We start from the raw sequence: 13,982 nt of genomic DNA, 5'->3' as shown, positions 1-13,982 counted from the left end.
CCGGGACAACATGAAGCGATTGGCAACCATCTGTGCGCGGGGTGGCTCAAAGGGCGTCCCCAACAAGAATCTGAAACTGCTGGGCGGGCGGCCGTTGATCGCGTGGAGCGTTTTGCAGGCAAAGGCGACCGGATTGTTCGATCGCATAGTGGTTTCAAGCGACTCCGAGGACATTCAGTCTGCGGCATTGCGCGCAGGTGCCGACGGCGTGGTGAACAGGCCGGTCGATATGGCGACCGACGAAGCGCCCAAGGTTCCAGCGATCCTTCACGCGTTACTGGAAACCGAGCGGCAGAACAACAAGCGCTACGATATCCTGGTCGATCTCGACGCGACCGCGCCGTTGCGGTTACCGGAAGACATTTCCGGTGCGGTTGCTCTTCTTGAAAGCAGCGGATCAAGCAGCGTCATCACAGGGAATGCTGCCTATCGTTCTCCTTATTTCGATCTTGTTGAGTTGCAAGTCGATGGAACGGTGCGTGTTTCGAAAACGCCATCGCGCCCCGTCTTCCGGCGGCAGGATGTTCCTGTCTGCTATGACATGAATGCTTCGATCTATGTCTGGAAGCGCGATGCGCTCGTTGCAAATCCTTCGGTGTTCTACGATGACACGCGATTGTTCGAGATGCCGGCGGAGCGGTCGCGCGAGATCGACAGTCAATTCGATTTTTCGATCGTGGAGTTTCTGTTCGAGAAACTGAAAATGGCTGACGCTCTGGACCTGCGATAGCGATGGACAGAAATTTCAAGATCATCGCAAGCGACAAGGACGCTGCGGGGTTTGCCGCAGTGCTGGCGGATCCGCGCTTTGCTGCCATTGAGGCGCACCCGCAGCCGGGTGCTTTCGGTCGTGCTTACTATCCGGCCGTTCATGGCGACAATCATCGCGACTATTCATTTGCCGTGGAGTGGCGGGACGAGCCGCGAGTTGTGGTGCTGTGCTCCGTAGTCGACGGTATTCTCGGCATGCACGGTATTCCGGCGCGAATCTTCGTGGAAAGCAATCTCGACGCTGAAGTCCTGAAGGCGGCCATGAAACATGCCTTCGCTCACATTGATGAGGTTGTGGTCGCCGCGAATGTGCAGGAAGTCGTCATTAGCGAGCCGGCGACGCCGGTCCTTTCGCCGGTGGGAGAAGCCTGTCTTTCGCGTGGCGCGAAGGCCGATGTCACGTTGATCGGCATGGTCGATATCCAGGCGGGACCGGCTGTCTGGAAGAAATCCCTGCGCAAGAGCTTTCAGCAGCTGATCAACTGGGGACGGAAGAACTTCGCGATCGGCTATGTGAATGCGGACAACTTCTCCCAGGAGGCCTTCGACCGGTTTCGCCACTTCCATGCGCATGTTGCCGGTCGTGTGACCCGGCCGATCGAGTCGTGGAATGCGATGGCAGAGAGTGTCAAGAACGGGCGTGGCGAAGTCATTGTCGGGGAGATAGCGGGCAAGCTCACGGCCGCGGCACTTTTCATCGATGGTGCCGTAACGTCACTCTATATGACCGCGATCTACGATCGGGACAGCGAAGACCCCCTTGCGCACTACATCATATGGCATGGGATGGAGCGTGCTCATCTTCGCGGGATGAAGGACATGGAGCTCGGGCCCATTCATCAGTTCGGCATGACCGACGCCAAGCAATTCAACATCGGTTTTTTCAAGCGAGGCTTTGTAACCCGCATGGATTCGAACCTCGACTGGCGCTGGCGGGTTAAATCCGCGGGCCGCGGCGAGTGAGATAGGGGCTGTAGGCATGGCTGCGGGCTGTTGCTCTTAACGAAGACGCGCGGGGCCAGCGATTCCCCCGATTCCTGGCCTTGGCGGCGGCAAAACTGTCTGCTACAAGATGCTGTTCATTTCGTGAACGTAAGACTATTGTTTATTTTCAATAGGTTAGACTGCCGATAGAGGCCTGATTATTGAGCTTCCGGCGGTCAAACGTCATCCCGCATAGCGGAGTGGCGTCGCTCGTATCCTGTCCGGGCGTTTCACCCGGACTGCGGTAGCCGTGGCTAGCCCGGTTATCGGAAGATCTCAGGCCCACAAGAAAGCACAATGCCCCCGCGCATCCTTGTTACCGGAGCCGATGGTTTTATCGGCTCACACCTCACCGAGCTGCTTGTTCGGGAAGGGTACGACGTTCGTGCATTCGTTCAGTACAACTCTTTCAACTCGTGGGGTTGGCTCGACGAGTGCGATGCCGACGTCGAGGGCAAATTCGAGGTCATTGCCGGAGACGTTCGCGATCCATTCGGCGTCAAGGCCGCGATGAAGGGGTGCGATGCCGTTCTGCACCTTGCTGCGCTCATCGCAATCCCGTTTTCATATCATTCGCCTGTGGCTTACGTGGAGACGAACGTCAACGGGACGTTGAATGTTCTTCAAGCGGCGCGCGATCTGGAAGTCGACCGCGTTATTCACACCTCGACCAGCGAGGTCTATGGGACCGCGCGCTATGTCCCAATCGATGAGGAGCATCCGCTTCAGGCTCAATCGCCTTACTCCGCGACCAAGATCAGCGCTGACCAGATTGCGCTCTCGTTCTACCGCTCGTTCCAGACGCCGGTTACCATCGTGCGTCCGTTCAACACCTTCGGACCGCGGCAGTCCGCGCGTGCGGTCATACCAACCATTATCACGCAGCTTGCAGCTGGCCGTGATCGCGTTGAACTGGGTGACCTGCGTCCGACACGTGATTTCAATTTCGTGGGCGACACGGCAGCCGGTTTCGTCGCGGCGCTGCGTTCTGATCGATGTATCGGCGAAGTCGTGAATCTGGGCACCGGATTCGAGATCAGCATCGGAGAGACTGCGCAGCTCATTGCCGAGCTGATGAACGTCAAGATCAACATCGGCCGTGATGAGGTCCGAATCCGGCCGGAAGCCAGCGAAGTGTTCCGGCTGCTTGCCAGTAACGACAAGGCGCGCCGCCTGCTTGACTGGCAGCCGCGTAATTCGGGCGCAGAAGGATTACGCAATGGCATGCAGACAACGATTGACTGGTTTATGAATCCCGACAACCAGCGCCGCTATAAAGCGGACACCTACAACATCTGATCGAGCATCAATGAGTTTGTTTTCCGATCAGATTGTTGCGGCGGTTCGCGAGGTCGCGGGCCCATCGCCGGCTGCGCTGCATGAGCCGGTCTTTGCGGGGCAGGAGATCAAATATCTCAGCGAGTGCATCGAAACCGGCTGGGTTTCGTCCGTCGGACGGTTCGTGGATCGCTTCGAGCAGCAACTCGCCGAGTATACTGGCGCGCGTCACGCGATCGCGGTTGTAAACGGAACGGCGGCGCTGCATGCGGCTCTGCTGGCCGTCGACGTGGATGCTGGCAGTGAAGTGCTGGTTCCGGCTTTGACGTTCATCGGAACGGTCAATCCCATTGTTTACTGCGGCGCGACGCCACATTTTATTGAAAGCTCTTCTGCGACGCTCGGTGTGGATCCCGATGCACTAGCGCGCTATCTGTCCGATATAGCCGTGGTCACCGGAGGCATCTGCCGCAATCGGCTGACTGGCGCTCGAATTTCCGCGCTCCTTCCGGTCCACATTTTCGGTCACCCGATCGATATGGATGCGCTTAACGAGGTCGCTCGCCGCTTCAGTATTCCTGTGGTGGAAGATGCCGCTGAGGCCATAGGCAGTTATGACAAAGGGCGGCATGCGGGAACATTGGGTTCTGTCGGAACGCTGAGTTTCAATGGCAACAAGACCATCACGACCGGCGGTGGCGGAGCGATCCTGACCAACGATTCGGGGCTGGCGGGCCGGATCAAGCACCTGTCGACGACGGCGCGTGTTGCGCACCGCTGGCAGTTCCTGCACGATATGGTCGGTTACAACTATCGCCTGCCGAATATCAATGCGGCTCTCGGCTGCGCTCAGCTCGAGCAACTGGATGGGTTCATCGCCCGCAAGCGCCGGTTGACCGAACTTTATGCCGCAGCATTCGAAAAGAACCCGGGTTTGCGGCTCATTCGCGAGCCGGCTGGCACACAGTCGAACTACTGGCTTCAATCGATCATGCTGGACCCGCAACATGCGTCGGAGCGCGATGTTGTTCTCGAAGCATTGAACGATGCCGGTTATGCCGCGCGTCCGGTCTGGCGCCTGATGAGCACCATGCCAATGTTCGAGGCTTGTCCACGGATGCCGCTGACGGTAACCGAAGACATCGAGCAGCGTGTGATCAGTCTCCCGAGCGGAGCGGGATTGATTTCATGAGCAAGGGTCTTTTGCTTGTCGGCGCCGGAGGGCATGCGCGATCCTGTATTGAGGTTATTGAAAGCGCTGGCCTTCGCGTTTTCGGGTTAGTCGATCGGGATACCAGCATGCTCGGCGGCGATGTATTTGGTTATCCTGTGCTGGGTAGTGATGCCGAGTTGGTAAGGCTGGCGAAGGAAAGCGATGGTGTGCTTGTCACTGTCGGGCAGATTGGGCGACCCAAGGCTCGCGTCACGCTCTACGAGACGCTGGTCCTTAACGGTATCGTTCCGGTGAATGTATCTGCCAGCACTGCGCGTGTTTCTCCGCGGGCGTCGGTTGGACGTGGCGGCGTCGTGATGCATCAGGTCGTTGTAAACGCGGGCGCGCGAGTCGGAGTCAATTGCATCGTCAATACCGGTGCAATTATCGAGCACGATGCCGAGATCGGCGATCACTGTCATGTTGCGATCGGCGCTGTGGTCGGCGGCGGCGTGCGCATCGGTGCCTGCTCATTTCTTGGTGCGGGTGCAATCATATCGCATGGCGTTTCGATTGGACCGGGTTCGATCATCGGTGCGGGATGTGTCGTGATGTCAGACTGCGCGGCGGAGACTTTCATGAAGCGGTCCGCATGAAACCGACGTTCATTATCGTTGAAGCCGGCGTCAATCATAACGGTGATAAGATGCGTGCCCGCGCGCTGATCGATGCTGCTGTGCGAGCCGGCGCGGACGCGGTCAAGTTTCAGACCTTCCGTCCTGATCTGCTTGTGACCCGTAGTGCCCAGAAGGCGCAGTATCAAAAGGCGCAAACCGGATCCGATCAAAGCCAGCACGATATGCTGGCCGCTCTCAGCCTCGGTGACGATGTATTTCGTGACTTATCGCAATATTGCTCGGCGCAGAACATCATTTTCCTGTCGACGCCGTTTGATGCGGAAAGTGCGGACTTCCTGGCGTCGATCAAGGTGCCTTTGATCAAGATCTCGTCCGGTGATCTTACCAATCTGCCGCTCCTGCGGCACATCGCTGCGCTGAAATTACCGATTATTCTGTCGACCGGCATGGCGACGCTGGGCGAGATCGAAGCGTCGGTCCATGCTCTTGAGCAAGCCGGTGCCAAAAGGCAGGACATCACACTGCTGCATTGTAACACCGATTACCCGACGCCCTGGCATGATGTGAACCTGCGTGCCATCGATACTCTGCGCCGCGCATTTGATATGCAGGTAGGGTATTCGGATCACACGACTGGAATCGAAATCGCCTGTGCGGCGGTCGCCCTCGGTGCCACTGTGATCGAGAAGCATTTCACGCTGGATCGAAGTTTGCCTGGCCCTGACCACAAGGCAAGTCTCGAGCCTGACGAGTTGACCTCGCTCGTCCAATCGATCCGCCATATTGAGCTTGCGATGGGAAGCGGCCGCAAGACGCCTACCGCGAGCGAACTTCCCAATCGGGCGGTGGCGCGGCGATCGCTTGTGGCCGCGCGGCCGATCAGGGCAGGGGAGGTTTTTGGACCTGACAACCTTATTCCGAAGCGAGCAGAACGAGGTTTGTCTCCCATGCTGTGGGACCATGTGGTCGGCCGCATCGCATGCCGGGATTTCGCAGAAGACGAGCCTATCGAGCTGTGACCCGCCGGGTTTGCATTTTTACCGGGGCGCGGTCGGATTTCGGCCTGCTGCAGCCCCTCATCCGCGCGGTGATGTTGGACAAGCAGCTTGAGTTGCAGCTCATCGTTTCCGGGTCCCACCTTGCGGCGGATTTCGGCATGAGCGTGAGAGAGATCGAGGGCGCCGGAATTCCGATTGCAAGGAAGATTGATATTCTCGGGGCGTCCGATGCTGCTGTCGATGTCGCGAGGGCCGCGGGCAGAGCTCTGATCGGGGTTTCGGATGCTCTCGAAGAGCTAAAGCCGGACATCGTCGTTATTCTTGGCGATCGTTACGAAGCGCTGTCCGCGGCGTTCAGCTCGGTCATACTCGGGATTCCTGTTGCGCATCTGCACGGCGGAGAAATCACCGAAGGTTCCAGCGACGACAGTTTTCGCCATGCCATCACGAAAATGGCTTCGTTACATTTCGTGGCGGCCGAGCCATACAGGACTCGCGTTATCCAGATGGGAGAGAGTCCCGATCGGGTATTTCTGGTGGGCGGATTGGGTGTTGACGCGATGTCGCGCCTGTCATTGCTTGACCGCGGCGAGGTCGAGCGCCGGTTGAACTTTGTTATCGATAACCGAACGCTGCTCGCCACGGTCCATCCATCCACGGCGGGAGCGGATGACACGGGCCTTGAGTGTGAGGAAATGCTCGCTGCCCTGGAAATCGAACGCGATTTAAGAGTGGTGTTCACATTAGCGAACGCGGATGCTGGCGGACGAGCGGTCAACGAACAGATCAGGGCTTTCGTCGCCCGCAACCCCACCCGGAGCATCTGCTTTCCCTCGCTCGGTTCACAGCTTTACTTTTCCTGCCTGAGATTTGTGAGGGGCGTTATCGGCAATTCGTCGAGCGGGTTGCTGGAGGCGCCCAGTTTCCACATCGGGACGATCAATATCGGCTCTCGGCAACAGGGCCGGCTGCGCAGTGCCAGCGTGATCGATTGTGCGCCGGACAGGCGGTCCATTGGCGAGGCTTTGGCACACCTGTTCAGTGCGGAGTTTCAACGCGTGGTGGCATCAGCATCGAATCCCTATGGCAGCGGAGGCGCGACGCCAGAGATTATTAGGGTTCTCAAGGCGGCGGATCTCGGCAAGCTGCATACGAAATCGTTTTACGACATTCCGAAGGCTTGAAGGCAAAGATGGTGGACTGGAAAAACTTGCTGATTGGGCCGGACGCCTCGATCGAGGCAGCTATCCAGACGATCGATCAGGGCGGCGCACGCATCGCGCTGGTGGTCGACGCTGATGGAAAGCTGCTGGGGACCGTGACGGATGGAGACGTTCGCCGCGCGATCATCGGTCACAAGGCGCTGACGGAAAGCATCGCGGGTGTGATGAATCCGCATCCGCGCACGGTGACACATCCGTTGGATCGAAAAAAAGCCGTCGCACTGATGAATCAGTATCGTGTGATGCAGATACCCGTCGTGGACGATCTGGGCCGTGTCGTCGGCATCGAAATGCTCGATGCCGCGGTGTCGGAACAGCGCCATGACAATTGGGTCCTGTTGCTGGCTGGCGGATTCGGAACCCGCTTGCGTCCTCTGACGGATAGCTGTCCGAAGCCGATGCTTGATGTCGGCGGGAGGCCAATCCTGCAATCAATTATCGAGAGCTTCATCAGTCTGGGATTTCACAAATTCTATGTGTCGGTCCACTACATGCCTGAAGTCATCAAGAACCATTTTGGTTCGGGCGAGAACTGGAACGTCACTATACGTTACATCGACGAGGAGAAGCCGCTCGGCACAGCAGGCAGTCTGAGTCTGATGGACGATGTCGGCGACCTCCCGGTAATCGTGATGAATGGCGATCTGCTTTCTCGGGTCAACTATCTCGACCTGCTCAAGTTTCACAAGGAGCACGGTGTCGCGGCGACGATTTGCAGCCGGGAGTTTGCTTATCAGGTGCCGTTCGGCGTGGTTAAATTTGAGGGCTACGATGTCCAGGAGATCGTGGAGAAACCGCTTCAGAAGTGCTTTGTCAGCGCCGGCATTTATGTTGTCGAAGCCGATGTGATTTCGGAGATGCAGAGGGGCCAGGCAATCGATATGCCGAACCTGCTGCAGAGCCTCATTGATCGCAAGCGCGGCGTTTGTACATTTCCCATTCACGAGTACTGGCTCGATATTGGCCGCTTTTCTGATTACGAGCGTGCCAATCGGGATTTTGAGTGAGCCAAATGACTGCTTTCCGCGACAAATTCAATCTTGCCGGAAAAGTCGCTATCGTGACCGGCGGTGCTGGTATTCTCGGTCAGAAATTCTGCGCGGGTTTGGCGGAGTTTGGCGCCAAGGTTGCTGTCATCGATGTTGATGAAGCGAGTGCGGCCGCGCTGGCTGCGCGGCTTTCGGCTAATTATGGCGCCGGGGCTATTGGTGTCGGCTGTAATATCGCAGAGCGCGACTCTGTGATCGAAATGTCGAAGAAGGTGATTGGCACCTTCGGTGGTGTGGATATTCTTCACAATAACGCAGCAACAAAATCGTCTGATCTCGCCGGCTTCTTCGCGCCCTTCGAAGATGTGTCGCTGGACACCTGGCGCGAGGTGATGTCAGTCAATCTGGACGGTGCGTTTCTGGTGTCGCAGGCGATCGGGCGCCAGATGATTTCGCAAGGGCGTGGCGGCAGCATCATCAATACCTCGTCGATTTACGGTATTCTCGGCGCGGACAAGCGCATCTATGAAGGCTCGCATTACCTTGGACGCGAGATTAACACGCCGGCTGTCTATGCGGCATCGAAAGCCGGATTGCTCGGATTGACGCGCTATCTCTCGACACACTGGGCCGCGCATAACATTCGCGTCAACGCGATTACGCCCGGCGGTGTTTCGAGCGGACAGAATGACGAATTCAGGAACAAGTATAGCGCGCGCGTTCCAATGGGCCGCATGGCTGATAGCGATGAGATGGTGTCAGCGCTGCTGTTTCTTGCGTCAGATGCATCCAGCTACATTACGGGGCAGAACATAGTCGTCGATGGTGGACTGAGTGCCTGGTGACCAGAGGCAGCTGCATTCTCCCCAATTGCCGCAAAAGTCTCTGACTTTTTTCCTTTCTGGATATTACGGGCAGGGGAATCTCGGCGACGATCTGCTGTTGCGCGCAACGATCGAAGGCATTTGCCGCATTAGTCCGGCCCCGCGTTTTGTGATCCGTAATGAGGGCGATGTCGCGCTATTGAAGGGGGCAGCGGTTCCGGTCGAATTGACGGGAATCGACAGGATCGCATCGGATCAAACGAAATCCAAAGTCCGGCGCCTTGTTTCCACGCTCGCGGCCTATCGCCGGCATCTAAGACAATGCGACTGGTTTGTCTTCGGAGGGGGGACGGTCTTCCACGAACGGTCGTCGGTTGTTCCACTTGCGATGACGTTATTGGTTTGTCTGCTGGCGCGGCTTATGGGTGTGCGAATAGCGGCGCTTGGAGTCGGCGTGGCAACGCTGCGTTCGGCAATGGGCAGATTTTTGCTGAGGTATATTATTTGGCTGTCAGACGTATTCGCGGTTCGGGACGCAGCCGCGCTGGCTGAGTGCACTAGGGCGCGGGCGGGGCACCGCGTTATGTTGACCTCCGACCTCGTGTTCACAATGGCTGGTGGTCTTCGGGGCCTGGGGGAAGTATCGTCTTCGATGGGGGTGCCGGTTGTCGGCATCTCGGTGTATTCGCCAGCGCTTTTGCACCCGGAGGCGGGTGATCGCATTTCCGCAGTCATGCGCGATGTGCTTGAGACCGTTCTCGTTCGCGGATGGCAGGTGGTGCTCATGGCGTTCCATCACAGCCATGAAGATTCGAAAACTCGGCTGGATCACAGCGCTTTGAAACAGCTTGGTGAAGATGTATCGCCTGAGTATCGGAATCAGATCCGGCATGTGGTCTTGGATGCAGCGAACATGACCGAGATCTTTGATGTGTTCTCGGAGATCAGTGTTCATTGTGGCATGCGGTTCCATGGACATGTTTTGTCCGCGATTTTCGAAAGGCCTTTTGTCGGCGTCGCGGTCGATAACAAGATCGACGCGATCTGCGGGTTCTTCGAAATGCCTGTGGTTAATCTCGACAAAATCTCGGCTGACGCTGTTGTGAATGCCATCGATCAAGCGATAGCCAGCCGCATTGATCCTGCGTTGCTTGCCAAATGCGAAGAGGCTGCCGAAGCAAATTTTTCGCTATTGGCTGCCCGTCTTGCTGTGTTGCAGCCGGCGCGACCATAGCCTCGCCGAAGAGTTGGAAGAATGACTGACCGCACACCACTGATTGCCGTGCACGGCTATGGAACGTATGCAATTTCGTATCGGCATATGATCGAAGTCGCAAAAACTGAAGCGTCCCACGTGCAATGGGCGATGCTGCTGCCGACGTCCCACCATCTTGACGTCGTTTCCGAAGTCCTCGACGCGGAGCACATTCTTTGCCTCGAGTATGAGCAAAGCCGCGCCAGTTTGAGCATGCCGAATGAGGTTGAGCTCGCAGGCTATCGCGGAAATATCTTCACTGATATCGAAGCTGAAAAGAAGGTCTTCAAGCATCGGCCGGCGGCGGAGCAGTTGATGCTCGCCGTACAGATCTATCGAATTTATAAGGACTTTCTGCTTCGCTTGAAGCCAACGCATCTTCTGATGGCCCATATCGAGACATTCGATGGCAAGGTGCTGGTTTCGCTCGCGCAGGAGCTGAACATTCCGGTGTTGATCCCGACCGATCTGCGGCATCTGGGTGGCATATATTTCAGCCGCGATGTGCAGGAACAGATTCCGGATTATCGTCAGATCGTCCCGGAGGGCAGGGAATGGGCTGCAAAGACGATCGCGGCGTTTCGGGCCAAGCCCGGTCCTGCTTTTGCGCCCGACATGTTTTTGGCGACCGGAGAAGATTTGTTGCCGATCGGCCGGAAATCGCTGCCCAAGCGCGCGTGGGGATTTGTCTCTCGCACTTGGAAGAACCCGCGGCTGTTTGAGAGCGAATTGTTCCTGACAAGTCTGAAATACACGTTTCCAGGTATTGTCGAAGGGTTTCGGTCGATGCGTGGTTATCTCAACGGGCTGAATTATGACTCGAAGGAGCTGACAGAACTACCACCCAGGTTTATCTACTATCCGCTACAGGTCACGCCGGAGTCCTCGATCAACACGCCGGCCCCTTACTACGTCGATCAGATGCGGGCGATAGATGCAATTCGCTTTGCCATGCCGAGCGACTGGACACTGGTTGTGAAGGAGCACAGGGCCTCGCTCGGTATCCGGCCCACATCGTTTTACCGTGCGTTGCGTCAGAAGGCCGGCGTTCACATCGCCCACGCAACGATGTCATCGATCGAGCTGATCAAGAAAGCCAAGGTAACGATTTCTGTTACGGGAAGTGCGACGCTGGAAGCGTTTCTTCTTGGACGTCCTGCTCTTGTGCTCGGAGGGTGCTTTATCGCGGACTATCTTGGCGGTGTCTGTTCGATCGATGAACTTCCATCCAGAATTGCAGCGAGCGCCTCGTCGCCGCCGGACGACCAGAAAATCGCATCAACTCTCGCTGAAATTCACAGCGTTCGTTACGAATGCGTTTTTCGGCCTGCAGATGAGCCCGGATATTATGGCAACCGTGCAGAGAATGTCAGGCGCATGATAGGTGCCGTGCTGGATCACATCAAACGGCTTGATATGATGGATGACCGGCGGGGCGCCCTCGGCAATCAGTCATCATGAAAAAAATGAGAGTATTCATTGCCCTGGGGACGCGGCCAGAGGCTATCAAGCTTGCGCCGCTGATTTTGTGCTGCCGGGCGACCGGGTATGTCGACGTGACGGTGTGCAACACGGGACAGCATAAATCGCTGGCGCGCGACATGCTGAATGCGTTCGGCATCGAAGCGGACGTCGATCTGGATGTTATGCGTCCTGGTCAGACCCTTACCGAGATCACGACGAATATACTCAAGGCGATCGAAGTCCCGCTGAAAGACAGGGAACCAGACTGGGTCGTGGTTCAGGGCGACACCACGACAAGTTTCACGGCGGCGCTCGCGGCGTTCTACCAGAAAATTCCCGTTGCGCATGTTGAAGCAGGACTTCGGACCGGCGACCGCTACTCTCCCTGGCCTGAGGAAATCAACCGCCGTCTCAATTCGGCTCTGGCGACAGCGCACTTTGCACCCACCGAGCGCAGCCGTTTGAACTTGATTGCAGAAGGTATTTCTCCGGAGCTGATCACAGTAACAGGTAACACCGGTATCGATGCGCTTTTGCAAGCTGCGAGAATCCTCGATGAGGATGCTGGAAGAAATGAAGCCGTTATCCGCGAACTTGTCGCGCGTGGATTGACGTTCTTGTCAACCGGAGATCAAGCGAAGAATGTTGTTGTCGTCACGGCGCACCGTCGCGAGAACTTTGGTGAGGGCATTGAGTCGATTTGCAAGGTGATTGTGGCGCTTGCCAAACGATATCCGAATCTCAAATTCGTTTTCCCCGTTCACCCCAATCCCGAGGTCACAGGCCCCGTCGATCGCATTGTCAGGACGGCAGGGTGCGCCAATATTTTTCTGATCGAACCGCTCGACTATTTTCCCTTTACCTATCTGCTTAAGGGCGCACGGTTGGTCCTCAGCGATTCGGGCGGCATTCAGGAGGAGGCTGTGTCGCTGGGAAAGCGGCTTGTCATCCTGCGCGAGGCCACTGAGCGCGTCGAACTTGTAGGTCAGTCCGATGTCTGGATCGTCGGCACCGACCAGCGGCTGATTGTTGATGCCGTGGATGCAGCGCTTAACAAAACGTCGGATTGCAAGCGGCTGGACATATTCGGTGACGGCCATGCTTCGCAGCGGATCGTCAACGCACTCGACGCATCACGATGAAAGTATTGGCGATTTCCTACGCCCTGCCGCCGATGTTGTATCCGCAGGCAATTCAGATCGGCAGGCTGCTTTCTCACAGTCGGCTATCGATTTCAGCGGTTTCGGGTGGCGACAGAGTGGATGAGGCGGGGTTCGGCAAACATGTCGAGCACCACATTGTACCGTTCAAGAGTGAGGCGAAGGGGATTTTGCATTCGCTCGGTATGAGGGTCGTTCCGTTCTATGGCACGATGCCGGACGCGTTCCGCGCGTGGATCGATCTGGCTTACGCCGCCATCTGCAGCATTGTTGAACGGCAAGGCAAACCGGATTTGATCGTCACTTTCGGAGAGCCGATGAGCGATCACCTTCTGGGGATTCGCCTGAAGCAAGCGTTCAATATCCCTTGGCTCGCGCATTTCAGCGATCCGTGGTCCGACAATCCCTTTCGTAACATCCAGCCGCTCTCGAAGTTCGCAAATCGCATACTCGAACGGCGCGTTCTGGAACGCGCCGATGCCGCTGTGTTTACATCCGATGAAACCGTCGATCTCGTCTATCGTAAGTATGATCGATCTCTTCGGAACCGATCGTCGGTTCTGTCGCATGCATTCGATCCCGATGCTTACGCCGGTGAAGCAGAGATGGAAATGTCGGGGCCGATCGTCCTGCGATACATCGGCAATTTCTATGGCCATCGCAGCCCCCGCCCGTTAGTTGCTGCGCTCGCTCGCATTTATTGCGACACCCCTGACGTGCTTGCTGATGTGCGCGTCGAACTGGTGGGCGGAATTCCAGAGCGGATGCGACGCTCGGGAGAGTGGAGAACGCTGCCGGAAGGACTACTGATTGCCCGTGGCAGCGTGTCGTATGCGGAATCACTTCGTCTCATGAAAACGTCGGACATCTTGCTGACGATTGATGCGCCCGCGCGTGAGAGCGTGTTCTTTCCAAGCAAACTTGCGGACTATATCGGTGCCGGCAGACGGCTCGTGGGGATCGTGCCGCCAGGCGCAGCTGCTCGCATTATGGGTCAATGTGGCGGAAGGTCGGTTTCGCCAACGGCTCCAGTTGCGGACGTAGCTGACCTGTTGCGTGATGAAATCGCTGCGGCCCGCTCGCAGCGAAAGATTGGCGTCTCAAGGCAGGCGCCTGGACAGAACGCGTCTCGTTACGATATTGCGAATGTCGCACCGATGTTTGATGCCCTCTGCCGCTCGACGGTCGAAGTTGCCCGACAGCGTGCGGGAGCGCTGCCATGAGCGCTTGCCCTTTGTGTGGATC

General features: G+C 57.1%; 13 protein-coding genes. All 13 read left to right on the top strand.

The annotated features are described in order from the left end of the window. Positions 1–10: 10 nt before the first annotated feature. The 13 genes from AC1Q67_RS04005 (at position 11) to AC1Q67_RS03945 (ending at position 13,960) form a co-directional block, all read left to right on the top strand. Entirely contained in the window at positions 11–730 is a 720-nt protein-coding gene (locus tag AC1Q67_RS04005) for an acylneuraminate cytidylyltransferase family protein (RefSeq protein ID WP_492235118.1), read from the top strand. A gap of 59 nt (positions 731–789) precedes the next feature. Then, positions 790–1,734 carry a hypothetical protein gene (locus tag AC1Q67_RS04000; protein ID WP_492235119.1) on the top strand — a complete coding sequence of 315 codons (945 nt, stop codon included), beginning with the start codon at positions 790–792 and terminating at the stop codon, positions 1,732–1,734. A 318-nt stretch (positions 1,735–2,052) separates the two neighbouring features. Beyond that, entirely contained in the window at positions 2,053–3,054 is a 1,002-nt protein-coding gene (locus tag AC1Q67_RS03995; protein WP_492235120.1) for an NAD-dependent 4,6-dehydratase LegB, read from the top strand. 10 nt (positions 3,055–3,064) lie between these two features. Then, positions 3,065–4,225 (top strand): LegC family aminotransferase, encoded by a 1,161-nt coding sequence (locus AC1Q67_RS03990; protein WP_492235121.1) that lies wholly within the window; start codon positions 3,065–3,067, stop codon positions 4,223–4,225. Beyond that, positions 4,222–4,842: an acetyltransferase gene (locus AC1Q67_RS03985; protein WP_492235122.1), complete on the top strand. Its 621-nt coding sequence runs from the start codon at positions 4,222–4,224 to the stop codon at positions 4,840–4,842. The genes AC1Q67_RS03990 and AC1Q67_RS03985 overlap by 4 nt, the downstream gene beginning before the upstream one ends. Continuing rightward, positions 4,839–5,843 (top strand): N-acetylneuraminate synthase, encoded by a 1,005-nt coding sequence (neuB, locus tag AC1Q67_RS03980; RefSeq protein WP_492235123.1) that lies wholly within the window; start codon positions 4,839–4,841, stop codon positions 5,841–5,843. The genes AC1Q67_RS03985 and neuB overlap by 4 nt, the downstream gene beginning before the upstream one ends. Further along, on the top strand, positions 5,840–7,006 hold the full coding sequence (gene neuC, locus AC1Q67_RS03975; protein ID WP_492235124.1) for a UDP-N-acetylglucosamine 2-epimerase: 1,167 nt from the start codon (positions 5,840–5,842) through the stop codon (positions 7,004–7,006). The genes neuB and neuC overlap by 4 nt, the downstream gene beginning before the upstream one ends. 8 nt (positions 7,007–7,014) lie before the next feature. Then, positions 7,015–8,052 (top strand): nucleotidyltransferase family protein, encoded by a 1,038-nt coding sequence (locus AC1Q67_RS03970; RefSeq protein WP_024578053.1) that lies wholly within the window; start codon positions 7,015–7,017, stop codon positions 8,050–8,052. A gap of 5 nt (positions 8,053–8,057) precedes the next feature. After that, complete coding sequence (locus AC1Q67_RS03965) at positions 8,058–8,879, top strand: SDR family oxidoreductase (protein ID WP_492235125.1); 822 nt, start codon at positions 8,058–8,060, stop codon at positions 8,877–8,879. Beyond that, positions 8,869–10,092, top strand: a complete 1,224-nt coding sequence (locus tag AC1Q67_RS03960) for a polysaccharide pyruvyl transferase family protein (protein ID WP_492235126.1) — start codon at positions 8,869–8,871, stop codon at positions 10,090–10,092. The genes AC1Q67_RS03965 and AC1Q67_RS03960 overlap by 11 nt, the downstream gene beginning before the upstream one ends. A gap of 87 nt (positions 10,093–10,179) precedes the next feature. Then, positions 10,180–11,574: a capsular polysaccharide export protein, LipB/KpsS family gene (locus tag AC1Q67_RS03955; protein WP_492235127.1), complete on the top strand. Its 1,395-nt coding sequence runs from the start codon at positions 10,180–10,182 to the stop codon at positions 11,572–11,574. Further along, positions 11,571–12,719, top strand: coding sequence for a non-hydrolyzing UDP-N-acetylglucosamine 2-epimerase (gene wecB, locus AC1Q67_RS03950; protein ID WP_492235128.1), 1,149 nt, complete (start codon positions 11,571–11,573; stop codon positions 12,717–12,719). Before AC1Q67_RS03955 ends, wecB begins: the two co-directional genes overlap by 4 nt. Further along, positions 12,716–13,960, top strand: coding sequence for a glycosyltransferase (locus AC1Q67_RS03945; protein WP_492235129.1), 1,245 nt, complete (start codon positions 12,716–12,718; stop codon positions 13,958–13,960). Before wecB ends, AC1Q67_RS03945 begins: the two co-directional genes overlap by 4 nt. Positions 13,961–13,982: the final 22 nt, after the last annotated feature.

It is taken from the genome of Afipia sp. GW823-FHT06G09, assembly GCF_058794875.1.
This window is presented reverse-complemented; position numbering and strand designations above follow the sequence as displayed.

Bases quoted from the DNA above. Each gene is read 5' to 3' on its own strand.
- AC1Q67_RS04005 (WP_492235118.1), top strand. From the start codon at position 11: ATGAAGCGATTGGCAACCATCTGTGCGCGGGGTGGCTCAAAGGGCGTC.
- AC1Q67_RS03995 (WP_492235120.1), top strand. From the start codon at position 2,053: ATGCCCCCGCGCATCCTTGTTACCGGAGCCGATGGTTTTATCGGCTCA.
- AC1Q67_RS03990 (WP_492235121.1), top strand. From the start codon at position 3,065: ATGAGTTTGTTTTCCGATCAGATTGTTGCGGCGGTTCGCGAGGTCGCG.
- AC1Q67_RS03985 (WP_492235122.1), top strand. From the start codon at position 4,222: ATGAGCAAGGGTCTTTTGCTTGTCGGCGCCGGAGGGCATGCGCGATCC.
- neuB (WP_492235123.1), top strand. From the start codon at position 4,839: ATGAAACCGACGTTCATTATCGTTGAAGCCGGCGTCAATCATAACGGT.
- AC1Q67_RS03970 (WP_024578053.1), top strand. From the start codon at position 7,015: ATGGTGGACTGGAAAAACTTGCTGATTGGGCCGGACGCCTCGATCGAG.
- AC1Q67_RS03965 (WP_492235125.1), top strand. From the start codon at position 8,058: ATGACTGCTTTCCGCGACAAATTCAATCTTGCCGGAAAAGTCGCTATC.
- AC1Q67_RS03955 (WP_492235127.1), top strand. From the start codon at position 10,180: ATGATCGAAGTCGCAAAAACTGAAGCGTCCCACGTGCAATGGGCGATG.
- wecB (WP_492235128.1), top strand. From the start codon at position 11,571: ATGAAAAAAATGAGAGTATTCATTGCCCTGGGGACGCGGCCAGAGGCT.
- AC1Q67_RS03945 (WP_492235129.1), top strand. From the start codon at position 12,716: ATGAAAGTATTGGCGATTTCCTACGCCCTGCCGCCGATGTTGTATCCG.